The organism is Cytobacillus firmus DS1 (assembly GCF_000565285.1).
Classification (GTDB): Bacteria; Bacillota; Bacilli; order Bacillales; family Cytobacillaceae; genus Cytobacillus; species Cytobacillus firmus_A.
Map to the genome: position 1 here is coordinate 33,897 of NZ_APVL01000017.1, position 25,713 is coordinate 59,609.

30 protein-coding genes are annotated in these 25,713 nt (G+C 42.4%); 12 read left to right on the forward strand and 18 right to left on the reverse strand.

The window, feature by feature from the left end:
• Positions 1-274 precede the first annotated feature (274 nt).
• Together PBF_RS19130 and PBF_RS19135 are read left to right on the forward strand one after the other, a co-directional pair.
• The gene (locus tag PBF_RS19130) at positions 275-1,585 is read left to right on the forward strand and encodes a Na+/H+ antiporter family protein (protein ID WP_035331996.1); all 1,311 of its coding nucleotides are present in this window, start codon (positions 275-277) and stop codon (positions 1,583-1,585) included.
• 93 nt (positions 1,586-1,678) lie between these two features.
• Positions 1,679-2,275, forward strand: coding sequence for a sulfite oxidase-like oxidoreductase (locus tag PBF_RS19135; RefSeq protein WP_035332070.1), 597 nt, complete (start codon positions 1,679-1,681; stop codon positions 2,273-2,275).
• Positions 2,276-2,311: 36 nt separating this feature from the next.
• Here PBF_RS19135 and PBF_RS19140 read toward each other — a convergent pair whose 3' ends face one another.
• From PBF_RS19140 to PBF_RS19160, 5 genes are all read right to left on the reverse strand, one after another.
• Positions 2,312-2,836: a MerR family transcriptional regulator gene (locus tag PBF_RS19140; RefSeq protein WP_035331997.1), complete on the reverse strand. Its 525-nt coding sequence runs from the start codon at positions 2,834-2,836 to the stop codon at positions 2,312-2,314.
• A 491-nt stretch (positions 2,837-3,327) separates the two neighbouring features.
• Positions 3,328-3,831, reverse strand: coding sequence for an undecaprenyl-diphosphatase (locus PBF_RS19145; RefSeq protein WP_035331998.1), 504 nt, complete (start codon positions 3,829-3,831; stop codon positions 3,328-3,330).
• A gap of 313 nt (positions 3,832-4,144) precedes the next feature.
• Complete coding sequence (locus PBF_RS19150; RefSeq protein ID WP_035331999.1) at positions 4,145-5,173, reverse strand: alpha/beta fold hydrolase; 1,029 nt, start codon at positions 5,171-5,173, stop codon at positions 4,145-4,147.
• Positions 5,174-5,530, reverse strand: a complete 357-nt coding sequence (locus PBF_RS19155) for a hypothetical protein (protein ID WP_035332072.1) — start codon at positions 5,528-5,530, stop codon at positions 5,174-5,176.
• 38 nt (positions 5,531-5,568) lie between these two features.
• Entirely contained in the window at positions 5,569-6,342 is a 774-nt protein-coding gene (locus tag PBF_RS19160) for an SDR family oxidoreductase (protein WP_035332001.1), read from the reverse strand.
• Positions 6,343-6,523: 181 nt separating this feature from the next.
• Here PBF_RS19160 and PBF_RS19165 point away from each other — a divergent pair, with 181 nt between their 5' ends.
• Complete coding sequence (locus tag PBF_RS19165) at positions 6,524-6,766, forward strand: hypothetical protein (protein WP_035332002.1); 243 nt, start codon at positions 6,524-6,526, stop codon at positions 6,764-6,766.
• A 60-nt stretch (positions 6,767-6,826) separates the two neighbouring features.
• Here the strand turns inward: PBF_RS19165 and PBF_RS19170 are convergent, their stop codons facing one another.
• Positions 6,827-8,236 carry an alanine/glycine:cation symporter family protein gene (locus PBF_RS19170; protein ID WP_035332004.1) on the reverse strand — a complete coding sequence of 470 codons (1,410 nt, stop codon included), beginning with the start codon at positions 8,234-8,236 and terminating at the stop codon, positions 6,827-6,829.
• A 286-nt stretch (positions 8,237-8,522) separates the two neighbouring features.
• Between PBF_RS19170 and PBF_RS19175 the strand changes: the two genes are divergently transcribed.
• The 3 genes from PBF_RS19175 (at position 8,523) to PBF_RS19185 (ending at position 11,528) form a co-directional block, all read left to right on the forward strand.
• Entirely contained in the window at positions 8,523-9,764 is a 1,242-nt protein-coding gene (locus tag PBF_RS19175) for a PucR family transcriptional regulator (protein WP_035332006.1), read from the forward strand.
• A 117-nt stretch (positions 9,765-9,881) separates the two neighbouring features.
• Positions 9,882-11,012 (forward strand): alanine dehydrogenase, encoded by a 1,131-nt coding sequence (gene ald, locus PBF_RS19180; protein ID WP_035332008.1) that lies wholly within the window; start codon positions 9,882-9,884, stop codon positions 11,010-11,012.
• A gap of 273 nt (positions 11,013-11,285) precedes the next feature.
• Positions 11,286-11,528: a hypothetical protein gene (locus tag PBF_RS19185; RefSeq protein ID WP_035332010.1), complete on the forward strand. Its 243-nt coding sequence runs from the start codon at positions 11,286-11,288 to the stop codon at positions 11,526-11,528.
• A 373-nt stretch (positions 11,529-11,901) separates the two neighbouring features.
• Here the strand turns inward: PBF_RS19185 and PBF_RS19190 are convergent, their stop codons facing one another.
• Positions 11,902-12,318, reverse strand: a complete 417-nt coding sequence (locus tag PBF_RS19190; RefSeq protein WP_035332012.1) for a hypothetical protein — start codon at positions 12,316-12,318, stop codon at positions 11,902-11,904.
• A gap of 234 nt (positions 12,319-12,552) precedes the next feature.
• Between PBF_RS19190 and PBF_RS19195 the strand changes: the two genes are divergently transcribed.
• A complete protein-coding gene (locus PBF_RS19195) occupies positions 12,553-13,176 on the forward strand; it encodes a DedA family protein (protein WP_035332013.1) in 624 nt (207 codons plus the stop codon).
• Between the two features lie 99 nt (positions 13,177-13,275).
• Here the strand turns inward: PBF_RS19195 and PBF_RS19200 are convergent, their stop codons facing one another.
• The gene (locus PBF_RS19200) at positions 13,276-13,458 is read right to left on the reverse strand and encodes a hypothetical protein (protein WP_035332015.1); all 183 of its coding nucleotides are present in this window, start codon (positions 13,456-13,458) and stop codon (positions 13,276-13,278) included.
• Between the two features lie 106 nt (positions 13,459-13,564).
• Between PBF_RS19200 and PBF_RS19205 the strand changes: the two genes are divergently transcribed.
• Positions 13,565-13,948 carry a hotdog fold thioesterase gene (locus tag PBF_RS19205; RefSeq protein ID WP_035332017.1) on the forward strand — a complete coding sequence of 128 codons (384 nt, stop codon included), beginning with the start codon at positions 13,565-13,567 and terminating at the stop codon, positions 13,946-13,948.
• Between the two features lie 45 nt (positions 13,949-13,993).
• Here PBF_RS19205 and mnhG read toward each other — a convergent pair whose 3' ends face one another.
• From mnhG to PBF_RS19240, 7 genes are read right to left on the reverse strand one after another with little or no spacing between them, the layout of a single operon-like run.
• Positions 13,994-14,362 carry a monovalent cation/H(+) antiporter subunit G gene (mnhG, locus tag PBF_RS19210; RefSeq protein WP_009331659.1) on the reverse strand — a complete coding sequence of 123 codons (369 nt, stop codon included), beginning with the start codon at positions 14,360-14,362 and terminating at the stop codon, positions 13,994-13,996.
• Positions 14,346-14,630 (reverse strand): Na(+)/H(+) antiporter subunit F1, encoded by a 285-nt coding sequence (locus PBF_RS19215; RefSeq protein WP_035332019.1) that lies wholly within the window; start codon positions 14,628-14,630, stop codon positions 14,346-14,348. The genes mnhG and PBF_RS19215 overlap by 17 nt, the downstream gene beginning before the upstream one ends.
• The gene (locus PBF_RS19220; RefSeq protein ID WP_009331657.1) at positions 14,630-15,106 is read right to left on the reverse strand and encodes a Na+/H+ antiporter subunit E; all 477 of its coding nucleotides are present in this window, start codon (positions 15,104-15,106) and stop codon (positions 14,630-14,632) included. The genes PBF_RS19215 and PBF_RS19220 overlap by 1 nt, the downstream gene beginning before the upstream one ends.
• A gap of 2 nt (positions 15,107-15,108) precedes the next feature.
• Positions 15,109-16,602, reverse strand: coding sequence for a Na+/H+ antiporter subunit D (locus PBF_RS19225; protein WP_035332020.1), 1,494 nt, complete (start codon positions 16,600-16,602; stop codon positions 15,109-15,111).
• On the reverse strand, positions 16,595-16,936 hold the full coding sequence (locus tag PBF_RS19230; protein ID WP_035332022.1) for a Na(+)/H(+) antiporter subunit C: 342 nt from the start codon (positions 16,934-16,936) through the stop codon (positions 16,595-16,597). The genes PBF_RS19225 and PBF_RS19230 overlap by 8 nt, the downstream gene beginning before the upstream one ends.
• Positions 16,936-17,358 carry a Na(+)/H(+) antiporter subunit B gene (locus PBF_RS19235; protein WP_035332023.1) on the reverse strand — a complete coding sequence of 141 codons (423 nt, stop codon included), beginning with the start codon at positions 17,356-17,358 and terminating at the stop codon, positions 16,936-16,938. The genes PBF_RS19230 and PBF_RS19235 overlap by 1 nt, the downstream gene beginning before the upstream one ends.
• Entirely contained in the window at positions 17,345-19,747 is a 2,403-nt protein-coding gene (locus PBF_RS19240) for a Na+/H+ antiporter subunit A (protein WP_035332025.1), read from the reverse strand. The genes PBF_RS19235 and PBF_RS19240 overlap by 14 nt, the downstream gene beginning before the upstream one ends.
• 450 nt (positions 19,748-20,197) lie before the next feature.
• Here PBF_RS19240 and PBF_RS19245 point away from each other — a divergent pair, with 450 nt between their 5' ends.
• Complete coding sequence (locus PBF_RS19245; RefSeq protein ID WP_035332028.1) at positions 20,198-20,419, forward strand: hypothetical protein; 222 nt, start codon at positions 20,198-20,200, stop codon at positions 20,417-20,419.
• Positions 20,420-20,462: 43 nt separating this feature from the next.
• On the opposite strand, the gene PBF_RS19250 is transcribed toward PBF_RS19245, so the two are convergent.
• The gene (locus tag PBF_RS19250) at positions 20,463-21,005 is read right to left on the reverse strand and encodes a hypothetical protein (protein ID WP_035332030.1); all 543 of its coding nucleotides are present in this window, start codon (positions 21,003-21,005) and stop codon (positions 20,463-20,465) included.
• A gap of 151 nt (positions 21,006-21,156) precedes the next feature.
• Here PBF_RS19250 and PBF_RS19255 point away from each other — a divergent pair, with 151 nt between their 5' ends.
• Positions 21,157-21,714 (forward strand): DUF5366 family protein, encoded by a 558-nt coding sequence (locus PBF_RS19255; RefSeq protein WP_035332032.1) that lies wholly within the window; start codon positions 21,157-21,159, stop codon positions 21,712-21,714.
• A gap of 50 nt (positions 21,715-21,764) precedes the next feature.
• Here the strand turns inward: PBF_RS19255 and PBF_RS19260 are convergent, their stop codons facing one another.
• Positions 21,765-23,621, reverse strand: coding sequence for a transglycosylase domain-containing protein (locus PBF_RS19260; protein WP_035332033.1), 1,857 nt, complete (start codon positions 23,619-23,621; stop codon positions 21,765-21,767).
• Positions 23,622-23,816: 195 nt separating this feature from the next.
• Here PBF_RS19260 and kapD point away from each other — a divergent pair, with 195 nt between their 5' ends.
• A complete protein-coding gene (kapD, locus tag PBF_RS19265) occupies positions 23,817-24,437 on the forward strand; it encodes a 3'-5' exonuclease KapD (RefSeq protein ID WP_035332034.1) in 621 nt (206 codons plus the stop codon).
• A gap of 39 nt (positions 24,438-24,476) precedes the next feature.
• Here kapD and PBF_RS19270 read toward each other — a convergent pair whose 3' ends face one another.
• Positions 24,477-24,857: a kinase-associated lipoprotein B gene (locus PBF_RS19270; RefSeq protein WP_035332036.1), complete on the reverse strand. Its 381-nt coding sequence runs from the start codon at positions 24,855-24,857 to the stop codon at positions 24,477-24,479.
• A 123-nt stretch (positions 24,858-24,980) separates the two neighbouring features.
• Here PBF_RS19270 and PBF_RS19275 point away from each other — a divergent pair, with 123 nt between their 5' ends.
• Positions 24,981-25,712 carry a peptidylprolyl isomerase gene (locus tag PBF_RS19275; protein WP_035332037.1) on the forward strand — a complete coding sequence of 244 codons (732 nt, stop codon included), beginning with the start codon at positions 24,981-24,983 and terminating at the stop codon, positions 25,710-25,712.
• Position 25,713 lies beyond the last annotated feature (1 nt).

Genomic DNA, 25,713 nt, shown 5'->3' on the forward strand with positions numbered 1-25,713 from the left:
TCAAAACTCTGGAGAAATCCGGAGTTTTTTTATGCGGGTTTTTATAAGGAACTGCAGAAATGTAAATTAACGGCCGGTTAACGCAAAATACTGGGAAATTCCATAAAAATACCGGCCGAACAGCTACTCCTGGCGTAAACTCCCATTGGTAAATCTGCTTAAAATCATTGACATAAAAAGCAGAAGTATGATAGTTTAATACATGTGTTTTAGTTCTCTACCAATTTAGCATACTAAAGTAACAATGAACAAAGGAAAGAAAGAGGGTTGCATCATGAATGCAGTTATACTTGCAGTTTTGATCATGCTTGTTCTCAGCCTTCTGCGCGTCAATGTGGTTCTTGCTCTTGTGGCAGGTGCATTGGCAGGCGGGCTCGCAGGCGGATTAAGTATAGATAAAACAATTGAAGTTTTTTCAAATGGACTTGGAGGCAGTGCAGAAGTTGCATTGAGTTATGCGTTATTGGGCGGATTTGCCTTAGCTATTTCCGCAACAGGGCTTCCGAACCTATTAGTGGAATGGGTTCTGGGCAAGGTCGGAAAAGACGGGGAGTCAAGAGGGAAAACATTATCAAAAGCACTTATCGTATTTTCTATTTTATTAATGTCCATTTTTTCCCAAAATTTAATTCCGATTCATATCGCGTTTATTCCCATTTTAATTCCGCCATTATTAAAGGTTATGAATGAGCTGCAGATAGACCGGCGTCTAATCGCGTCTGTACTGACATTTGGTTTGACGGCTCCGTATATTTTACTTCCTGCAGGCTTTGGCCAGATATTCCATGGAATACTCGCAGAAAATATGGAGAATAGCGGATTGGCAGTGGAAATGGCAGACATTCCGAAGGCTATGCTTATTCCTGTAGCCGGTATGGCTGCCGGTCTTTTGGCTGCATTATTTGTTTACCGCAAAAAGAGGGATTATCTTCCATCAGAGTTAATTGAGACTGAAAAAGGCAATTACTCCAAAAAGGGCATAATTTTTTCCCTTATTGCGATTGCAGCAGCCCTCATAGTCCAGCTGCAACTTGATTCAATGATCTTTGGGGCGCTGACTGGTATTTTAGTTATTTATATCAGCGGTGCAATTAAATGGAACGAGGCAGATCAGCTTTTAACTGAGGGTATGAAGATGATGGCATTCATTGGATTTGTCATGCTGGCTGCATTCGGATTTGCTGATGTATTAAAAGAAACAGGCGATGTCGATAGCCTTGTTGCACAGGCGGCTGAGGTAATTGGCAATAATAAATCACTTGCAGCATTGCTAATGCTTCTTGTCGGCTTACTTGTTACAATGGGGATTGGATCTTCATTTTCAACCATCCCGATTATTGCAACTATATTTGTGCCGCTTGCACTGGAGGTTGGCTTCAGCCCAATGGCAACTATTGCTCTAGTGGGAACAGCCGCAGCTCTTGGAGATGCCGGTTCTCCTGCGTCAGACAGTACATTGGGGCCAACAGCAGGCTTGAATGCAGATGGACAGCACAATCACATCTGGGATACATGTGTGCCAACATTCCTGCACTACAATATTCCGCTCATCCTGTTTGGATGGCTGGCGGCAATGGTCTTATAATCGGAAGCAGCTTCCCGGAAGGGGGCTGCTTTCTCATTGTTATCAGCCCGTAAAGTAGGGTACGATAAAAGAAAAAGAACGGAGGCGGCTTCAGTGTATTTTGGGAAAATCAGAAAACAGACCTCAGACCGGGTACCGCCAAATCAAAACGTAACGACTGCCTTTCCTGTACTGCATTATGGAAATGTTCCACATTATAAGGATATGCAGGAATGGAGTCTGCAGATATTTGGAGAAGTAGAAAAGGAATTATCCTTTTCACATGAGGAGGTAATGAACCTTCCCCAGACTCTGTACAAAAATGATATCCACTGTGTCACGGGCTGGTCAAAGCTTGATAATGTCTGGGAGGGAGTTTCCGCCGCAGAGATTGCCAGGCGGGCAGGTGTAAAAGAAACAGCTCAATTTGTGATTCTTCATGCGGAAGAAGGCTGGACCACGAATCTCCCCATTCAAGATTTTTTAAAAAGCACCAGTCTGCTGGCACATACCCATAACGGTGAGCCCCTTACTCCCGAGCACGGATTTCCGCTGCGGGCCGTGATTCCGCATCTGTATTTCTGGAAAAGTGCAAAGTGGATTAGAGGCGTAGAGTTCTCTAAAATCGACAAGCCTGGTTTTTGGGAGAAAAACGGCTATCACAACTATGGAGACCCCTTTCGCGAGCAGCGGTTCAGCTGGGATGATTAATAAGTATAAAAGCGTTGCATACGCTTTTATACTTAATTAAAATCCGAACAGCATTGTGAAAATATTTCTCTTTTTTAATTTATTCCTGGGCTTCTCCTGATCAAAAACCAGAAGGGTATCGGCAGGGATGTCCCGATTTTTATCAGCTGTCCTGGCTTCAAGAACCTCAATTCGTTTAAGCAGGCGGGCATTTTCTTTCTGCAATTCCTCTATTTCGCTGCGGTGCTGAAGCAGCTGATAAGACACCACATCATCTGCTTTTCCATTCAGCAGCTTCTCCAGCTCGCTGATTTTTAAATATATTTTCTCTATTGCCGGAGCGGCAGCTGCTTCTACATGGACCGTACCCTTTCTCGTCTTTTTTCCCTTTACAGTAACGTCCTGCAATATAATCCCCTGATTAAGCTGATCCTGCACCTGTTTTAGCAGGCTAATGTCATCTTCCGTAAATAAGTAATGACCCAATTCATTTCGTTCCGTGCGGAGTTCCAGTTGTTTAACCCATCGCTGAATAGTGCTTGGTGAAACCCCTAATAATTTAGCAGCAGCACTTGTATTCATACTGATCCCCTCCCGTTTTCAAAAGGAATTCTACCCCTTTAACGTGAAGTCCTTCCCGGCTGACAAAACAAGTTTTCTTTCGCTAAAGAAAGTGCGGATTTTACATTTTTTTTATCGCAGTCTAACGGGCAGTAAGACCCCCGCTTCAAGACTCAGAGGAATCAAAGGAGGATAAGCGGGGACCAAACTGCCCAATCTAGCTGCGGCTCCTAGGGGCTCGAGGTCATAAGCCAATCAGCTGATGGGAAGAAAAGCACTCCCCCCCATCTGCTCGTCTTATGCTTGTCACCCCAAGGCAAGTCGCCTCGCTTTACAATGTAAAGGCCCGATTGGTGAGATACAGTGAAACTCGCCGACGCGCAGGCAGAGGCTTAGTTGAACCAATCGGGTTCGTAGTGTCGATTGATCGAAGCGCTAGCGGAGATCTTAGCGACACTAGAACGCGACTAACAATCAGTGGGGGATAAGGGAACCCCCCACTGATTGAAGTTTCACTTTATTTCTGGTTTTGAAAGTTTTTCTGTGAACCAGCCTATTGTTCCGCCAATAAGAGCACCGCCAATAACATCGGAAGGGTAGTGGTGGCCTGCCCAGATGCGGGCGAAGCCTGTGCATGCTGAAACCCACAGCAAAATACGGCCTATAAATCGGTTTCCGTAAAAAATGACGATAGAAGCAGCAAAGGACACCACTGTATGCTTGCTTGGAAAACTTGAATCTCTTTTGGCTGGAATCAATAGGCCAACCTTATTTTTTATGAAGGGACGGGGCCTGAAATAACAAATTTTTATAATCTTGTTTACAAAGATAGCAATCAGAGAGGCTAAAGCAGCTTTTTTTGCGGATGTTCTGGAAGGTCCTTTGGCCAGCCACATACATGCCAGGACAAATAAAAATAAATACCTTGCCCTATTTGATAAAAGAATCATCAAAAAGTCCATGAAAGCCATTCGTCCGGAAAAACGGCTGATTGCCTTGAAAATCTTTAAGTCCATTTTTAAGTCTCCTTCTGTCCTTGGGCAGATGCCTGCATAAGGTTCTCCTGTGAATGCCATTTGTTCATTTGTTTATTATTTGCAGCTTTGCATATAAAAACACCATCTGAGCTAACACAAAAAAATAAAACCATGCAGCAATTGCATGGTCTTAAAGCTAAGCAGAAAATAAGTCTATAAACACAAATGAAGCAAAACCCATATAAGGTCTGATGGTGTAGTCGTTTATATTATAATTTGGATAATTCCATAAACTCATCAAGTTACCTCCTTTAAATGTTGAATCCCCTGCAGAGGCAGGGGAATTAAAATATTATATTGGGCCTGATCTAGCTGACAGCCATTTGTCCATATAGTCAGGAACCTTTCCTTTTGAAGTAAGGTTGGCATGCCCGCCCTGAAGCAGATGAAAAGTTTTATCAGCGCTGGACACTAAGTCCATGACCGGAAGAATCTGCTCTTTTGGAACAAGACGGTCATTATCTGAAGCGACAGCGAGCAAATTAGCTTTAATATTACTGAGGACGGCTATCCTTTCTCCAATCGTTAATGTACCGTTCACAAGCTTATTGTCTTTTAAAAGATCTTGATGGATTTGCTTCAGTGCAGCTCCGGCAAATGGAATATGGCCATTGGTCCACTGGTTAAATTGCTTCCAGCGGGAGGCATATGCTTCATCGTCTGCCCTGGCCAGAAGCGATAAATATGGAGAGTAATAAAGGGGGGAAGTAAATAGCCGCATACCGGATTTAATGGCAAAGGCGGGGATCAGTCCCCATGCATCAAAAGTGGTATCCAGGCTGCCTTCTCCATTTCGCAGCTCATCTGCCCATTTATCAAAGACTGGGACAATGCTGAAATCAACCGGTGCGACAGACAATACTAAGTTTTTGACCGGTTCATCGGCAATGGCCGCATAAATAGCTGCAAAGGTGCCGCCGAGGCAAAAGCCCATGACAGTTATTTCGTCTGCTCCCGCGTAATATAAAGCTCTTTTTACCCCCTTCTGGATGTATTCAGTAATATAATTTTCCATCGTAATGTCTTTATCCTCATAGCCCGGAATCCCGAAATCCAGCAAGTAGACATCATACCCGCTGTTTACCAAAGCTTCGATTAAACTGTTCTGCGGTCCCAGGTCTAAAATAAAGGGCTGATTGACAAGTGAATAGACAAGGAAAATGGGTATACCGTATTTTTTGCTGGAAGGGGCATAGTGCCAGAGAGTTGCCTTATTTCTTTTCCAGACTGCAGTCCTTGGAGTTAAATTGATCTCCGGATCGGGCTGAAAAAGAGTATTAGCAAATCCTAGAAGTTTTTCGGAAGCTGTATTTTGTGCCATTTATTTTTCCGCGCTTTCAGCAGGGCTGGCAAGTGCTTTTTTTATTTCCTCTATTGATTTGGCCAAAGCGATGACTTTTTCGTCAATCTGATCCATTTTTTCTTCAGCCTGCACAGTTAATTTTGCTGCATTTGCCACGTCAGTCTTGGTAGGGAAATTAAGAGGGATGGATAGTGTCTCAATGGCGTCCCGGAGTTTTTTCATGCTTGCTGCGGTCACCTCTGAACGGGTGACTAAGCTTTTGAAAATATCTTCTTTGTTAATAGAATTCTGAATAGATTCATTCAATTCTCTTTCCACTTTTGTCCCTAATTTTTTTATTGCCTGCAATAGGGCTTCTGTATGGTTAATAGACATAAACTTTCTCCCTTCTATGAAGTTAGTCTTGTGAGATCTTAAAGGGATACCGTCATTCCACCATCAACGACTAATACCTGTCCTGTCAAGTAATCAGACGCTTTGGATGATAAAAAGACAGCTGCTCCTTTTAAGTCATGTTCACTTCCAAATCTTCCGGCAGGAATCTTACTGAGAATAACTGAATTAGACTTTTCAAGAACCTTTGTAATCCTGGTAGGAAAGAAGCCTGGAGCAATAGCGTTTACTTGAATGCCGGCGGGTGCCAGTTTTACAGCTAAATCCTTTGTGAGTGTGATAACTGCTCCTTTGCTTGTACTGTAGGCCACTGCATCAAGAAGTGCCGAATGAGTACCCCTCACTCCATTTACGGAAGAAATATTAATGATTTTGCCGCTCCCCTGCATCGTCATCACTTTTGCGGCGGCTTGTGAAAATAAAAACAGCCCTTTTAAGTTCACATTCATGACTTTGTCCCATTTATCAGCAGGCAGATCCAGAAAAGGTGCAACCCAGGATGTACCGCTATTATTAATGAGAATATCGATGCTTCCAAATGTCTCCAAAGTCTTTTGGATGACTTTTTGAATGTCTTCTTCATTAGTGATGTCACATTCGATAGCCAGAGCTTTAACTCCCTTTGCTTCAAGGTTTTTTCTGACATGCTCACATGCTTCAATATTGCGTGAGCAGACGACAACATTTGCTCCTGCTTCCCCAAGTGCAGTTGCCATTTGCTCTCCGAGCCCGCGTCCTCCTCCAGTGACAATGGCTGTTTTATTGCCTAAATGAAATAACTCGTTCAATTCCAACGTTATCCCTCCTTTATTGGTTATTAATAAGCAACCCTGATATTTAAAATAGACTTCGATATAGTATAGACAAGTTCACCTCATGTGGTGCTAAAATTGGATATTTGCCTTGTCCCAAAAATGTATAAGGAAGACTAAAACAGAAAAGGATGGATAACAAACGGGTGAGGGAGGCGAAAAGGTGGAAAGGGAACAAATCGAGGGTCTTTTTGAAGAAAGCGGAAATCCCGGTTTAAACAGCAAGCTTGCCTATAAAGTCTGGATGACAGGGGTATGGGATGAAGAGGATGAAGACAGAATAGAAGCGTTTATAGATGCTTATTCTTTTGAAGAAGAAGGTATAATAACTGGCGAGTTTCTTTATCACTATCGGATATTTGCCTATATTCACGAGAGAAATGAATTGCCGTTATTACCGTTTTAGGGCTACTAAACAAAAACAAACACAGATCAGGGACCTGTGTTTGTTTTACATATATTAGTATTAGCTTGCCTTATTTAACTGCTTATTTGCTGCTTTATAATGGTTGTCAAAGAATTCATTCGTATCTTTAACAACCACTTTGCTTAATAGGATTAATGCAATTAAGTTAGGAATCATCATTAATGCATTTGCCATGTCAGCAAAAGCCCAAACAGTAGTTAAGTTTGCAACAGCACCGATTCCAGTTGCAAAAATGTAAATGGCACGGTATCCCATAATTCCTTTTGTGCCAACAAGGTATTCAAAGCATTTTTCACCATATACATACCAGCCGACGATTGTTGAGAAGCCGAAGAATATAACTGAGAATGCAACGATATATTCACCAGCTGTTCCAAGGACATGGGCAAAGGCTGCACTTGTTAATGCCCCGCCGTCAAGGCTGCCGTCATGCGCCACACCTGAGATCAATCCGCCTGTTGTGTCCCAGAAACCAGTCATGATAAGCACCAGGCCGGTCATCGTACAAACCACGATTGTAACAATAAATGTACCAGTCATCGCAACAAGAGCCTGTTTTACAGGATGGTCTGTCTTTGCATTTCCTGCAATAAGCGCTGCGGTACCAAGGCCGGCTTCATTTGAGAAGATACCCCTTGAAACACCATTCTTGATTGCTTCAGATACGACAACACCGACAAAACCGCCGGTTGCTGCTACCGGATTGAAGGCATAGTAGAAGATTGTCTGGAAACCAGGAATGATCTGATCATAGTTAACAGCGAGTATAAGCAATGCCCCGCCAATATATAGAACAGCCATGACTGGAACAAAGAATCCAGCTACAGTACTGATGCGCTGAATGCCTCCAAAGATGATTAAGGCAGCCAATACAGCAAGAATGACACCTGTAACCCAATTATTAATTCCGAATGAAGTATCCATAACAGCTGCAATCGTATTCGATTGAACACTGTTTCCGATGCCCAGAGCTGCAAAAGCACCAAAGACCGCAAAGGCAACTGCCAGCCATTTAAATTTCTTGCCAAGACCGCGTTCCACATAATACATCGGTCCGCTGGAGTACTCGCCATTGGCATTTTTTACACGGTATTTCATTGCGAGTAATGCTTCGGCATATTTGGTTGCCATTCCAAGCAAACCAACAATCCACATCCAAAAGATGGCTCCTGGTCCGCCGAGTGTAATCGCAGTGGCAACACCAGCGATATTACCATTACCAATGGTTGCTGCGAGAGCTGTCATAAGAGCCTTAAAGTTACTGACATCTCCTTCATCATTGGAAGAAGCCTGTCCTTCTTTTGTAAATCCTAATTTAAACGCATATATCAGTCTTCTGAATTGAAGACCCTTCAGCATGAATGTTAAAAGAACACCCGTACCAAAAAGCAAAATCAAACTTGGTGTGCCCCAGAGCACCCCGTTAATTTTATTAAGCGTCTCAAGCATAAATCATCGCCTCCCAGATGTTAACGCTTTCAAAATTTGTAAATAAAACTATTAAAATATGATTTTTTTGGAACATGTCCTATTGTAAAATTATCTGAATATAACTTCAAGTCAAATTAAAAAAGTAAAACTATTGGAAATTTTATAAAAAGAGGTGACAGGCACCGCCCGAATTTTGTCGAATAGCCTGATGGCTTTGGTAGTGTACAGGGTTGGACCTGAGGTATAATATAATAGGATAGAGAAAGTGAAGTTTAAAGAAGTTTTACGATTGGGTGATAATAAAATGGAAAAAAATCCGTTTAAGAGGGCATTTAGTGATCTGGAGGAACTGGTAGATAAGATCCGCGATGTCCTGGAATGCCCTGTTACAATAGAAGATGTTAATCATCGCCTGCTTGCATACAGTACACATGATGATCAGACAGATACCGCGAGAATCGCTACAATCATCAGCAGAAAGGTTCCTGAAAAGGTGATTAATCGTTTATGGAAGGATCGTGTGATTCCCCAACTGATGCAAAGCGGCGAACCGCTTAGAATTCCTGAAATAAAAGAGATAGGACTGGGAAATCGGGTAGCCATTTCTATACGCAATCATAATGAGGTATTAGGCTACATCTGGGCAGTCGAAGAAGAAGCTGCTTTAACAGAAAGCAAGCTGAATATGCTAAAGCTGGCCGCACAGTCTGCAAGGACGGAAATGTTAAGATTAAACGCCCAAAAGAAAAAAAGGGCTGAGGGATACCGGGATTTTTTCTGGGAGCTGCTAACCGGCCATTTCCATAGTCATGATGAAATCTCAGACAGATTTGAGGATTTGAGCATAAAACCGCCATCACCGTTTGCGGTGATAGTCTTTAGATTTAAAGAAGAAGTTACCCCTAAAATAGAACAAAAGATCATCTATCTGATCACGACAAGCCAAAAGGTTCATATAACATTTCATGCTGCGATGGGGAATGAATTTATTATTTTGGCAGCGCCGCCTGAACCTGCCACAGCTGAAAATACTTTTATTGAATTCATCCAGTTTTTCATTGATCAAATGAAAACGCGATTTAGCATTGATCATATCAACGGGGCAACAGGAACAACTTATCAGCACTTTGAAAAAGTTGAAAAAAGCTATCAGGAAGCATTGCAGGTTCTGCGTCTTAAAGAACAATTCCCGGAAGAGATTCATCATGTTTATAGCTATCAGCAGCTTGGCATTTTCCGCTATCTTGATGCCATCCTTGAAAAGAAACGGCAGGAACCGTATGAGCACCCGGCTATCGAAAAGATTACTAAATATGACCTTGAGCACAGGACCAATCTGCTCACTACTCTGGAAGCTTTTATTGATCATGACAGTAATGTGAATGAAACAGCTAAGAGGCTGCATATTCATATGAATACACTTAATTACCGGTTAAAGAGGATAACCGATATTGGGAAAGTTGACCTGAAGAATACGAATACAAAACTTTCTTTATATCTTGAACTTAAAATCCGGAGAATGGAAAAGAAGAGCCCTCATTTGTAGATTTCCACAAATGGAGGCTCTTTTATTTTACCGATTTAACAATGACAGCGCTTTACTAAAATTATTATACTTACAATAGTAAATAACATAATTGATAGATTGAAAGGGGATTTTTCCATGATTATTGGAGTACCTAAAGAGATTAAAAATAACGAGAATCGTGTTGCTGCGACACCAGCAAGCGTTGACGCATTAGTAAAGTCCGGACATAAAGTATTAGTAGAAATCGATGCAGGAATTGGAAGCGGTTTCACTAACGAAGATTATACTGAAGTAGGAGCCGTTATCGTAGATACAGCTGCTGAAGCATGGGCTGCTGAAATGGTTATGAAGGTTAAAGAGCCGCTTCCATCCGAGTATGGTTATTTCCGTGAAGGATTGGTTCTTTTCACATACCTTCACCTTGCAGCAGAGCCTGAGCTTGCAAAAGCATTAACTGAAAAAGGTGTTACAGCGATTGCTTATGAAACAGTAGAAGTAAACCGTACATTGCCTCTTCTTACTCCAATGAGTGAAGTTGCAGGACGCATGTCTGCTCAAATTGGAGCTCAATTCCTTCAGAAGACGAATGGCGGAATGGGAATCCTTCTTGCAGGTGTTCCGGGGGTATCACGCGGAAAAGTTACCATCGTTGGCGGCGGTGTGGTTGGAATCAACGCAGCGAAAATGGCAATCGGACTTGGCGCACAAGTTACAATCATCGACTTAAGCCCAGAGCGTCTTCGCCAGCTTGACGATATTTTCGGAAACAGCATCCAAACTTTAATGTCTAATCCTTTCAACATTGCAGAAGCCGTAAAAGATGCTGATCTTGTAATTGGTGCGGTTCTGATCCCTGGAGCGAAAGCACCTAAGCTTGTAACAGAAGAAATGATTAAAACAATGAAGCCTGGTTCAGTAGTTGTTGACGTAGCGATCGACCAGGGCGGTATTTTTGAAACAGTTGATCACATTACAACTCATGACAATCCAACATATGATAAGCATGGCGTTGTTCATTATGCTGTTGCGAACATGCCTGGTGCAGTTCCAAGAACATCTACAATTGCTCTTACAAACGTTACGATCAACTATGCTCTGCAAATTGCAAATAAAGGCGTTGTGAAAGCGATTGAAGACAATGCAGCACTTAAGCTTGGTGTTAACGTTGTAAACGGCAGCATCACATACCCAGCGGTTGCTAAAGACCTTGGCTATGAGTATGTATCTGTCGAAGATGCATTTGCTAAAGTAAAAGCAGCTAACTAATAGATTAAATCCCCTTGGCCAAAAGGCTAAGGGGATTTTGTTTTGATGCAGCCAAGGCGCTTCCGCTTTTCTAATGTTGTCTAGCTCCAGGCGCCATCGGCTCGAGGTCATAAGCCAAGCCATCCAAAAGGTTAAAGAACAACCTTTTTGACGGCTTGGCTTATGCTTGTCGCCGAAAAGCGGGCGACCTCCGCTTTTCTAGCCGCCCACTCAAAATAAGGACATCTGCATATTAAATAGAGAAGGGATTGAAAATGAAGGAGGTTACCCTGCATGTATTATTATAGAGGCCCATATAGAAACGGGAACGAAAGGTTTTTCTTTTTAGGAGCTCCTTTTGTCGGAGGCCTGCTCGGCGGTTTCCTGGGAGGCGGCCTGGGAGCAGCTTTATTTGCTCCACGTCCATTCTACGGCCCTCCGGCGCCATTCTATGGCCCGCCAGCTGCACCATATGCTCCTTATGGCGGAGGCGGATACCCTGGCTATGGTCCATATGGAAACCCATATTACCGTTAAACAGGTGAGAAGCTCTCTTGATTGAGAGCTTTTTTGTTGGATAGGACATATAAAATCGAACAAGGTGATTAACTCTGTGGAAGAGTGTCTGCATCTAGCTTCAGCGCCTACCCCCTCGAGGTCACAAGCTTGTCTTGTTTCGGCTCCTAGGGACTCGGGATCATAAGCCGTTTCCTTCCAGAAGGAAATACGCCTTCTTACAGGAACCGTCTTATGCCTGAGGCCCGCAGGACAAGGAAGGCTTCGTCAGCATAATCATCGCACGACCAAAAGCGACAGCTTTTGAGAGGATGCGGGTCATGCAGACGTTGCCACAGGACGTGGCGTTCTTAGTCTGCGTTCCTTCGTGAGCAAGGCGCTTCCGCTTTTGTTTTTACATCCATCTCAGTTTAAGCGTTAAATCACAGCATTTCTGGGTATCCTCTTTGTCTGATTCGAAATGAAGTCTTAGCCCGTCGGGTGTATAGGCAACAGAAGGTACCCGCGAGATGCCTGTCGATTTCAGCAGATTTTCGACTGCCGCCTTGTTGGACTGCTGGGCCGCTGACATCAGTTCATAAGAAAACTTTTTTGACTCTGCCATATTTACAAGCAATGTGCTGGCGTCTCTCATGAGGACTTCCATTTTTTTTGCAGAGCTCATGAACATTTGCGGATCGACAGCAGGCAAGGTCCTATAGAAATGCACAGGGTGATAAAAAGACTGATAGACCTGCGGATAATTCCAGCAGTTTTGCTGCTGAGGGTTATATCCGGGCTTTGGGTAGCGAAAATAATAATAGGGGTACATCCGGTTCTGCCCCTTTCAATTAATAATAAATACACGCATTCCCAATATATGAAAACAAGGCTTTTCCTATGAGGAACAAAATTGTTTCATACAAAGGTTAGGCATATGAGGTGGATAAAATGAGAATTTATTAAAAAGGATTGATATTATTAGAAAAGGGGTAAAAGAAGGGAATGAAGAATATATTATTGTGGTAAATAAGTGAGCGCAGCTTACATAGATAGGAGGCCCCGGATGGAACTGGAACTGATTTTGGAAATCATTGAAAATAACGGATATTTGGGGCTGTTTCTCTGGCTTTGGGTTGGAGTTTTTATTTTTCCTGTGCCAAATGAATTGATTGTTATGACTGTTGGACTTTCTTCCTCTTTAAAAACGCTTCACCCTGTGCTTGCATTCGTTGTCATTTATCTTGGCATTTTGGCGGCATTGTCAACCTGTTATACCATCGGGCGTTTGATCGGAAGGCCTTTGCTAAAGTACTTTCATAAAAGCAAAAGGATGTCCAAAACGATTGATTCTTCTTTAAAGCTAATGGAAAAGTATCATGCCTTTTCACTCTCCTTCAGTTATTTCGTTCCGGGTATCCGAAACTTCCTCCCCTTTTTATATGGCTTCAGTAAATTGCCATTTAAAAAATTCGCTTTATTTGCATACAGCGGCGCACTGATCTGGCTGTCTTTAGCCTTCACGATCGGCTATATATTTGGAGATCATATTGACACTATTATCAAACATGAAAAAGAAATACTGCTTGGCCTGGCAGGCTTTGCAGCGATCTTCCTCATTTTTCGCATTGCCAGAAGAAAACGCGGGAAGAAGCAGGAAAAGCTGCATGATCAGGGTCTGGGACTATAATATAAAAAGGCAGCCAGGCGCTGCCTTTTTATATGTCTAGCTTAGAGCCCCTACCCCTCGAGGTGTCGGGGGTGGGCAAGGTGCTTGCGCTTTTCTAACTTAATACTGATTGCGGTGCTCTACCAGGTCGATGGCTCCAAGTACAATATGGGCGAGCCCGAAACCAACGATGGTATCTGATAACATATTGTTAGTTCTGCGGTTTTGTTTCATTGCATAGCCTGCCGCAGTAACAGCGGTGCCGAGAACAGCTGGAATTAATCCTTCGCGTAAATGATTCATGACGGTCACCTCTTTTTTGTGATTGTCCAGGAGGACATCCATAGTTTGTTCTTATATAATGAAGTATAGTATGACAACATTTTACATAGCGAAAGGGGATAGGGGAATGGAGTTGAAAGATACATTAATCGAAACACTCGGAATGGAAATCGTGTCACTTGAAAAAGGCCGTGTTGTTGCCACCATGCCTGTTGATGAACGCACCCGCCAGCCGTTTGGCCTCCTGCATGGAGGGGCATCTGTCGCCCTTGCAGAAACAGTGGCAAGTATTGGAGCATTTGAACTTTGCGACAAAAAAAAGGAGTCTGTTGCAGGGCTTGAGATTAATGCTAACCATATACGTGCTAAAAAAGATGGAATCGTGACCGCTGTCGCAACAGTGCTCCATCAGGGAAGAACTACAATGGTCTGGGATATCAAAATAACAGATGAAAATGACAAACTGGTGTGCACATCAAGATGTACCATGGCAGTAATAAAAAGAAAATAAATAATAAAAAACCGCAAGAAAATTTCTTGCGGTTTTCCCATTTATTTATTGTTCCTTACTGCCAGCCTTTTTCATATGTGGTGCATCTTTCAAGTCATCCTGTACACTTTTATCCCATAGCTCTACACCGGAGTTATAGGCTGCCCGGGCAATTAAATGCCCGGCTACAGGTGAAGTCATGAAGATGAATATAATTCCGAGCAGCACTCTGGAATTGAAAAAGCCATCTTTAACATAAAAGAACAGCAGGGCTCCGAGCAGTATGGACATAACCCCCAGTGTAGCGGACTTTGATGCCGCGTGGTTCCTGGTATAAATATCAGGAAGCCTGATGACGCCATATGCAGCGACAAGGCTTAAAAAAGCTCCCAGAATAATCAGCACAATAATGACAATATTAGCGATCTCGTTCATTTTCGATAATAACCCCCTTCTCCAGATATTTAGAGAAGGCTACGGTCCCTATAAAGGCAAGAATCCCGATCAGAAGGATAACCTCCACAAACGCACTTGTATTAAGGGCGATAGAAATCAATGCAACAATTGCAACAAGATTTATGCCAATAGCATCAAGTGCAACCACACGGTCTGGCGTGGTCGGCCCTTTAATCACTCTGTAGATCAAACCGATGGTGGCAGCCGAAATGATAAGGATGGCACTCAGAACAACAGTATTAAGCATTACCGGCTCACCTCCAAGATTGCTTTTTCAAATGAATTTCGGATCGAATCAATGGTTTCCTCTGCATCTTCAATATCAATTGCATGAATGTAAAGAATCTTATTATCCGGGGAAACATCTACAACCAATGTCCCCGGGGTAAGTGTGATCAAATTCGATAGAACTGTTATTTCCCAGTCCTTTTTCAGAACAGTAGGGTAGGCGAAAATGCCTGGCCGCATATCAAGTTTGGGTCTTAATAATACTTTAAGCACGCCGATGTTCGCTAAGATAAGCTCTTTGATGAAAAGAAACAAAAGATTGATTACCGCTACAACTCTTAATAGATAAAAGCGAGAATCGAAAAATCTTCTGAAAGTAAAGATGATGAGCAGGCCAAAAAGGTATCCTTTAAGGAACGCAACCGGTTCGTATGATCCTGTTAAAAACATCCACATAAACCCAAGGAACACATTTAATAATATTTGAAATGCCATACTCAATACTCCTTTAAAACTGCTTCAATATATATTTCCGGATTTGCAAGAGTTTCCGCAGCCTGTGAGATATACGGATAAACATACTCCGAGCCGACTCCGTAGAAAACGGCAATGATAACAAGGATTACCGGGGCAATCAACATTTTGCCGACAGGTACTTTGTCTTCCCCTTTATAAGCGCGAGGTGTACCCCAAAAGCCATTAATGAAGACTTTCATGATTGAAAACAGCACAAGAAGACTGGACATTAAGACAATCCCTGCTCCCCAGTAATGTTCTGCTTCGAATCCGCCTTTAACAATTAGAAGCTTTCCAACAAACCCGCTTAACGGAGGAATTCCCGCTAGAGCAAGCGCAGAGATGAAGAAGGTCCATCCCAGACCGGGATAGCGCTTGATCAGCCCGCTTATCTTATGCAAATTGCTTGTTCCGGCGATTGCAATCACGATGCCTGCCAGTAAAAATAGAGCTGCTTTAATAATCATATCATGAATCAAATAGAAGATGGACCCGGTAAGGGAATCAGTCGTCATCGCTGATACTCCGAACAAAATGGCCCCTACAGCAATGATGATATTGTAGATGATAATTTTCTTAATATCCCAGTAGGCAATTGCTCCAATGACTCCGGCGATAATCGACATAATCGCCAAAAAGCTCAAGAGCTGATGGGTAAAGCCAGTATCATGATAAAAGAACAACGTATAGGTTCTTGTGATGGAGTAAACTCCGACTTTTGTCAGCAGCGCTCCGAATAAAGCCAAAACAGGAGCAGGCGGTGCATAGTAAGAGCCCGGCATCCAGAAATATAAAGGGAAAATGGCTCCTTTCAATCCAAATACGATTAAAAATAGCACAGCAATCACTGTAATGATTCCTGGAGGGGTCCCTTGGCTGGCTTCGCTGATGCGGACGGATATATGCGCCATATTGAGCGTTCCAACAACAGAATAAAGATAGGCTACAGCTATAACAAACAGTGCGGAAGATATAACATTGACAAGTATATATTTAATGGACTCCCTAAGCTGTGCCTTTTTTCCTCCCAATACAAGCAGAACATAGGAAGCCATCAGCATAACCTCGAAAAATACGAAAAGATTGAAGATATCTCCAGTTGTAAAGGCACCGTTTACGCCAACAATTAAAAAGTTGAATGCAGCATAATAGTAAAACTTCTCTCTTGCTTCCCCGATGCTCCAAAATGAATAAATCAAGCATAGAAATGCTATTATACTGGTTGTCAGCACCAGCAGAGCTGACATCATGTCAGAAACAAGCGTGATCCCAAACGGAGCTTCCCAGCTGGAAACATCCAGCGTTTGTATCCCGCGGGCTCGAACCTTCTGAACCAGCAAGGCAGAAAAAATGATCGCAATCACTGATGAAATGCCTGCAATCCATCTTTGCAGCATGATTCTTTTAGCGGCGAAGATGAGAAGGACACCCGTAACTAAAGGGATCAGGATGGGCAATATTAAAAAGTTAATCATTTCCTTCAGTTCCTCTCATTCGATCCATATTATCAGTGCCAAGCTCCTGGTAGGCACGGTATGCCAGCACAAGGAAAAACGCAGTGACCCCGAAGCTGATTACAATGGCCGTCAGGATAAGCGCCTGAGGGATCGGATCGGTATATGAGGGTGCGTTTTCACCCAGCAGCGGGGCAGCTCCTTTTTTTAAACCGCCCATCGTTAATATCAGCATATGTGCCCCATGACTTAAAAGCCCGGTTCCAACAATAATGCGAAGCAAGCTTTTTGACAGCATGAGATAAGTAGCTGACATAAATAAAATACCAATTACAAAAGCCATTAATATTTCCATTATTCATCCTCCCCTATCGTTTGAATAATGGTCATCGTAACGCCAACAACAACCAGAAAAACACCCAGGTCAAACAATGTAGCCGTATGGAGGGAAGTGTCCCCCAGGACTGGCAAGTCAACATGTCCAAAAGCATGGGTTAGGAAAGGGACATTAAATAGCAATGCTCCCGCCCCTGTACCTATTGAAAAAAGCAGTCCAACTGCAATCATGTGAATATAATTGACAGGAAGAATCTTTGAGACAGTTTTCATGTCAAAAGCCAACAGCAGCAGAACGATTGCCCCCGATGTTAGCAAACCGCCAACGAATCCGCCGCCAGGTGTATAATGGCCGGCAAAAAAGATATGGATTGAGAAAAGAACAATGAGAAACAAAACTACTTTCGTAGCAGTCTGCAAAATAATATCATTTGTTTTCATTTTTCTTTCCTCCTTCCAGGCGAAGTTTAATCATAGCGAAAATGCCAAGAGCTGCGATTCCAAGAACCGTAATTTCAAACATGGTATCAAAGCCCCGGAAATCAACAAGAATAACGTTTACCATGTTTTTCCCGGCTGCTTCCTTATACGTATTCTCGACGTAATATTGCGCAATTGAAGGAAACATCTTATTGCTGTGGGCAGATAGGGCAATCATCGTGACAATCGCACCCACCCCGACAGAAATAAGGGCATTCGTCATTTTAAATCTTATCCGCTCCTCATGCCGAAGCTTTGGCAGATGGTAGAAAGCTAGCAGGAACAAAGAGACAGATATAGTCTCGATTACAAGCTGTGTTAATGCAAGGTCAGGCGCCCTGAAAATAACAAAGAACAATGAAACTGTATAACCGACTGCACCCAGCAGAATGATGGATGTCATTCTGGACTTAACAAAAAGAATGGAAACAGATGCAGCAGCGATGACTAATGCCAGCAGAACCTCTGCATAATGGATGGTTGCCACATCGCTAGTATCGAATTTAAAAGCATCTTTCAGAACCAGTGTGGCAGCCAGAGCCACAATGAAAAATGAAAAAATATACACAAGGTAGGTTCTGATGAATCCATTCATATATAATCTTGTTAAGTTGAAGGAAGCTCTCTGTGATACTTCCAGCATGGAATCGTAAAAACGATTTAGCGCCAATTTCTCAGGGAAAAGATTATACACACTTCTCCACTTCGGCAGAGTGACGAAAAGCAGAATTCCCAAGGTAATAACACCCAAAGTCATGAACAGCTCAGGCGTAAATCCGTGCCAGAAATAAATATGAGTATCATACACATACCCTTCAACAGGCATAATGGCGGCCTGTGCAGGAGAAATGAGCGTGTTTGAAATAATATTAGGGAAGAAACCGATAATGATAACAAGTGAAGCCAGGATAATGGGTGATATCAGCATCCCGATTGGAGCTTCGTGCGGTTTCTTTTCTAATTGTTCAGGCTGGAACTTGCCTGTGAACGTTTTGAATACAAGAATCATGCTGTAAATGAACGTGAATACACTTGCCACCCAGGCAAGAACAGGGAACAAGAATCCCCATGTATCCAAATTGAAAATATCCATTTCCAGAACACGGACCATTCCTGTAAAGAACATTTCCTTACTTAAGAATCCATTAAAAGGCGGAAGCCCGGCCATGGAAAATGTGCCGATGATCGCCAAAGTAAAGGTGATCGGCATAAAGTTCATCAGACCGCCAAGCTTGCGGATATCACGGGTGCCGGTTTCATGATCTACAATTCCGGCTACCATGAATAGACTTCCTTTAAAGGTGGCATGGTTGATCAAATGAAAAACAGCAGCGGTAGTGGCAACCGTAAAATAACTGTCATCCACTGTTTCGAAGTGAAGTGCTGCAGCACCGATGCCGAGAAGGGACATGATCATCCCCAGCTGGCTGACCGTTGAGAAAGCCAGGATGGCTTTAAGGTCAGTCTGTTTGACAGCTGAGAAGGAACCCCAGAATAATGTTGTAATCCCAAATCCTGCAATGAGCCAGAGCCAGAGCGAGTGCTCGGCAAAAACGGGACTCATACGTGCAACTAAATAAATGCCTGCTTTAACCATCGTTGCCGAGTGCAGATATGCACTGACGGGTGTTGGAGCTTCCATGGCATCCGGCAGCCAGATGTGAAATGGAAATTGTGCAGACTTGGTAAAGGCCCCAAGCAAAATGCAAAGCAAAGCAGGAACAAATAATACATGTGAAAATATCTCATCTGATTGAGCAATAATTTCGGAAATGCTGAAGGTACCAGTCATCATATAAAGAAGTATGATGCCTCCAAGCATAGAAAGACCGCCGAAAACCGTGATGATCATCGACTTCTGTGCACCATATCTTGATTTCTCTCTGTGGTACCAGTACCCGATTAGCAGGAATGAAGAAAAGCTCGTAAATTCCCAGAAAGTATAAAGCACAATCAAGTTATCCGAAAGGACAACTCCCAGCATAGCCCCCATAAATAGAAGCAAGTAAACATAGAAGGTGTTCAGTTTTTCTTTGTTTTTATCCAAGTAATAGATGGAATACAGAACAACCAGTGCTCCTATTCCGGTAATCAGCAAAGCAAAAAGCAAACCAAGACCGTCTACTTTTGCCGTGAAATCGATTCCAAGAGTGGGAATCCATGCAAAAGATTTTGTGACGGATTGCTGATTGGAGGTGATGGATAAATAAGAGATAAAATAACTGAATAAAAGGATTGGCAGAGGAAATACGAACCAACCCGTATGTATCTGCCTAAACAGCTTGTACGCAATAGGCACAAGGATGGCAAGCAAAAATGGTGAAATTATTGCCAGGTGAAGCAAAGACAAAACATTACCCCCTTTAAAATTGATTGTGTGTTACTCAAAAAAGTATCCCAGTATGCAGCTTGATGTAGCGGCTATATGGCATCTAACAGTTCAGCATATTTAGAAAACTGTATTTTTCTTCCGCAGCATGTATAAACTTTTTCCGCTATATGTAAAGCGCTTAATAAAAGTTTTTCCACCTTCCCCCATATTATCCAGCCAGGGCAGGCAAGACAGGCGTGCCATAATCATCATTACTATCCGCTCATGCACCTCAGAACAAATTATAACCTAAAAATAAAGTCTGTGCATTCTTCAAACCCTTATCAGTAAAGGATTTATCCATTCTTATTAAATAGGTAGAAACACGAATGTATCAGGAAAAATTTTTTTGAAAAAATGTCTCTAAAAACAGCTTTTTTGTATAAAAAAACATTGAACTACGCACACTACTCTTAGGTGGTGTTGTGCATGATTAAGCATAAAATTTCAGCAGCCATTACAATCTTTGCCCTTCTGTTTGCAGGCGCCTGGATATTGGACCACCAAACCAAAAGGGAATTTTATATTCCGGCAGACGAAGAAGATGTGGTCGAATTATTACCGGCAAATTACGAAATGGAAGCTGAAAATAAGCAAAAGCTGAAGGTATTTGAACCGAGAGAATATGTGAGGATACAGACAGCATCATAAGAAAGAGAGGATGTGCAGCGGCTCATCCTCTCTTTCTGCTGTATTAAGATTTACTGCGGCCGCGGTTTTGGAAAATCATGATGGCCAGCGGGACAGTAAAGATAAAGGAAAGGAGGAACAGAAAGAGTAACTTGGAGAAGGGGGTAATGCTTTTTTCGATATCATCAACATAAAGTTCAAAAAACTCCCTGATTGAATCATTGCCAAGCACATGGGATGCTGTCAGAAATTCTTTTTTGTCAAAATCATAGTAAAAGAAATCTTTTTTCTTAAATATAAATAAGTCATCTCGTTTTTGTTCCAATTCCAAAAAAACAATGCCGATATGAGAAGTATATTCTTCAATAACCTCTTCATTTTCTGATGTTTGAGGGTCATCAGTTGTAACGATCTTTGTTACTTGTCCCTGAATTCCGTATGCATCAATGACTGAAAAGGAGTCTTCACTGTAATAATGGACTGTGCTGCGAAGCTGTTCTTCCAATATGTCTTCGAATTCTTTTTCAGCATCAGCAGCTTTCGCGGGTATTAGAGATCCCACTGACAGTAAGACTGCAAACAAAAAACAGCAAGTTCCTTTTTTCATTTCATGCCCCTTTTCTCTATTTGTCTCTTAAATTACTAGAATATGTTTATGCTGGGAAGAATGGAAATATACAGATGGGATTAGCGGTTGTAATAATTATGAAAATCAATGATAATAGATAGCTAGAGTAAACACATATGGATGGGGAAAAATGAAAAATACATATCTGACGAGTTATTTTCCGCTCTTAGCAATTATTTTGTTTAGTACTTCTCTGGCATTAAAAACCCAAATGGAATTAGTTTACTTCCTGGAAAGTACAGGAATATACCAGGGGATGCTAGAGTTCTTTTCCAAAGGCGGTGTAAAGCTGTCATTAACGGTCCTCCTCCTGGTCCTTTTTTTTATGGTGTTTGCAGCCCTGAAATTGGTTGCGGATACGATCAATGGACTGTCACTTCTGTTCTTTTCTAAAGATCTGGAAGGGGAAAGTCTGACAAAGTCAAGACAAGGTTCGGCCATTTATTTTATTGGAGGCGCTTTGTCGCTCCTGAGTTTATTCAGTTATATCGGGATTGGCATCCTTTTTGCGGCCGCTACCTTTGTTTATGTCATTTATTTTGTTTATAAAGCCAGTTCTTCATTAACTGTAGCAGGCATCGCTGGTGTGATTTTTTTTCAGGTTATGGTCTGGTCTTCTCTGCTGACAGGGATACTCTATCTTTCTTTGAAGATATACAGCAGCATCATGGCCAGTCTGCCGATATAGTAAAAGGAGGCCGCAGAAATGGGCCTCCTTTTAAAGTAAAAGTTCTCATTTTAATCAGACATTATATCCTTCCAAATCAGCAGCTGGGGAGCATCCGATTCGATAGCGGCCAGATACCCGGGCTGATCCTTTCCAACCCAGACACCTGCTGTGTAATGGGCAGTCAAGCCCACGAACCAGAAATCATGATAGCCATTAGTGGTTCCTGTTTTGCCGCCGGCATATCCAAATGGCATACGTGCTTTCCGTGCAGTGCCGGATTGAACAGTTTTGGCCAATAAATCCCTCACTTTTCCTATCGTTTTTTCGCTCCAAACCTGCGTTTTAGAATCCTCCCAGCTATAAAGCAAATTCCCTTTCAGATCAGTGATTTTGCGGATGGCTCTTGCTGGCCGGTAATAACCATCATTTGCAAACACAGTATATGCAGCTGTAAGCTCAAGCGGTGTCATTCCGTATGTAAAACCGCCTATAGCTGCGGAAAGGGTATGATCCTTTACTGAAATCTTTTTAAAACCAAACTTATTTAAATCACGGAAACCAGCCTCAATTCCAATGTCGTCCAGCAGTCTTACTGCAGGTGTGTTATATGAATAAATAAACGCTTTTTCGAGTGTTGTTAAACCATGGCGGGCACCGCCATAATTCTGGGGGCAAAACCCATTTTTGCAGAAAGGGCTCGCATCCACTTGTTCATGAATGCCTGCGCCGGTGTGCTCAAAGTATGGCGCATAAACAAGCAGCGGCTTAATAGCGGAACCTGGCTGCCTGTATGCCTGAAAGGCTCTATTAAAGTCGTATTTTTTATAATTCTTTCCGCCAGCAATCGCTGTAATTTCATTTGATTCATTATCGATCACGGCTGCTGCACCTTCCACATCCTTATAGGGAAGGCGCTTATTAAGGGAATTTGCAGCCTTTTCCTGAAGGGCAGGATTCAGGGCAGTTTCAATAATTATACCTTGCTCCATTATCTGGGATATTCTCTTATCAAGCTTGACGCTCACTGATGCTTGTTCCTGTTCACCTGCTTTAAGAAGCTTATCCTGGTAGCCTTCTTTAACAGAGATTAATTCCCGAAGCTCCGCCTCCACATATGAAACATAATCCGGATATAAATCTATTCTATGTTTGACCTGAAGCTGAATCCGTTCGCTTTTCATCGTTTCCGCTTCCTTAGAGGAAATCAGCTGTTTTTCCTTTAGTTGATCAATCAGCCGCTCTTGTCTTTCTTTTGTATGGTCAAAGTGTTTAATTGGATCATATAAGGATGGATTGTTTGGGATGGCGGCCAAAAAGGCTTCTTGAGCCTTGGTCAGGTCTTTGGCACTTTTTTTAAAATAAAGCTGGGATGCAGCCTCAATTCCGTAAGCTCCATTATTGAAATAAATTGCGTTAATATATAATTCCAGAATTTTTTCTTTGGATAATTTCCGCTCCAGCTCATATGCATATAGGAGTTCGCTTAGCTTGCGGTTGTAGGATTGTTCATGACTCAGAAAAATATTACGAACCAGCTGCTGGGTGATGGTGCTGGCCCCCTGTTGGATATCATCCGACCGGATGTTGATGGCCAGGGCACGTCCAATGGCAGCAATATCGAATCCTGCATGATCATAAAAGTGCTGGTCCTCTGCAGTGATAAATATATCCTTAAGAAAAGGGGAAATGTCACCTGACGAGAGATTAATTCTGTTTATCGGACCATACATTTCAGAGATTACGTGACCGTTGCCTGCTTTAATATAACTAGTCTGGGGCAGGGTGACTTCTTTTATTTCAAGCTTTTCATCCAGCAGCTCATGAAAGCCCTGGAATTTTTGCGATTCAGCAGAGACAGCAACTACCAGTAAAGAAAAAATAGGAAGCAAAAGAATGATGATGATATATCCAGACCAGGAACGCAAAGGAATCCGCCTCCATTATGTTAAACTTCTATCCTATTTTTCGGCTATTTTTCTAGGGAGTTAAGCTTTTCTAGAAAGAAGACAGACCATGCTGAAAAATTCCGGCATAAAAGTAATTTGATCAGAAAATTGAAATATTTCATGCTATAATATAAGAAATTAAGTCCGTTAAATTTAAGGGAAGCAGGTGAAAACATGGGGGAGGAACATCAATACCTATTTATTGATTTTGAGTTTACGATGCCTGATAAAGGCGGCGCTTTCAGAGGTTTTTTTCCGGAGATTATCGAAGCTGGCATTGTATCAGTTATCAGCAATCAGGTTTGTGAAGAGTTCTCTTCATATGTAACTCCTGTCCGGTTTCCGATATTGTCCGAACGGTGCAAATCCTTTCTGCATATATCACAGGAACAAGTAGATCAGGGAATGGATTTTCTTGAATTGGTCAAGAAAATGAAGGATATGAACAGAAATCGTTCTTGCACAATCGTTACGTGGGGAAATATGGATATGAAGGTGCTTAGAAATAATTGCATCCAGGCTGGAGTGGATTTTCCATTCAGAGGCAGGGAAGTGGACCTTTCGATGGAATATAAGCGATTCTTTGGGGATCAAAATCAGACAGGATTATGGAAAGCAGTTCAGGAATACGGCAAGGAAGGAACAGGAAAACATCACCGAGCTCTGGATGATGCCTTGACGACTTACAATATTTTCAGATTGGTAGAAAAGGATAAAAAGTATCTGCAAAAGCCGGAGCCTACGACAATTGGCGACCGGGTGGACTTCTCGAAGCTGTTTAATAAATTTGCCTGACAAGCCAAATCCATTAAAACGATTTGGCTTGTTTTCATTTTACTTAAAGTAATCTTTCTCCAATGAGTCGAGATTTCTTATGCTTTGCTCAGCCCAGGGAGAAGAATCTCCTTCCAGCTCCGTTCTCATTCTATCCAGTGCTATTTGCAGGGAATCCTTATAATCCGGGATTTCTTCTGCGAAAGGCTTTACCATTTGCTTAGGCACATTGGTCTGCTCTCTGTACGCAAGCGCGCGGCGTTCATGAAAAAGCATCACGTCCGCTTCTTTAGGATTATGTAAATCGCCCTGCATGGGATGCTTTAGGACCCCCAGCACTCTGACCAGATAAGCTTGAGGCCGGATGTCTGTCACTTCTCCTATATACTTGCCTGTTTTATAGATGGCTGTTACTTTGTCGCCGATCTTAACTTCTGCCAACCTAACCTCTCCTTTTTCATTTTCTTTAGCCCTATTATGAAGCCTGAAAAAACAAAGTGCAAATTTTCAATAAATCAGGTAAGCTAAAAAAATGATTAGTTTTTTTATAGGAGGCTGAAAACAATGAAATGGCGTATGTTAACTCCCATTCTAATTCTGATGTTTATCCTGTCAGCATGCGGGACAAGCACTGAAAAAGAAGCGGACAATGCAAATGGCTCTGAAACTGAAGAAAAACAGGCAAATAACCAGGCAAGTGAAACTCCGGACAATTTTCCGCAGCTGACTGAAGAAGTGCAGGGAAATGAAAGACTGGTGGAAATGAAGACATCAAAAGGAAACATTAAAATTAAACTTTTCCCGGACCAGGCCCCGAAAGCTGTTGAAAATTTCATTAAGCACAGTGAAGATGGCTACTACGACGGCTTGATTTTTCACCGTGTCATTCAGGACTTTATGATCCAGGGCGGCGATCCTGAGGGAACCGGCAGGGGAGGAGAAAGCATTTACGGTGAAGCATTTGAGGATGAATTCTCCAATGAGCTCTATAATATCCGCGGAGCTTTATCAATGGCGAATTCCGGTCCCAACACAAACGGAAGCCAATTCTTTATTGTTCAGAACAAGTCACTTGATCCAAGCCTGAAAGCAGAAATGGAAAAGGCCGGCTATCCGGAGGAAATCATTAAAGCCTATGAAAAAGGCGGTACACCTTGGCTTGACAATAAGCATACCGTTTTTGGACAGGTTGTTGAGGGAATGGATGTAGTCGACAGCATCGCAGCAGTTGAAACAGTCGAACAGGACAAGCCTGCGGAAGATGTGGTTATTGAAAAGATCGAGGTATTGAAATAAG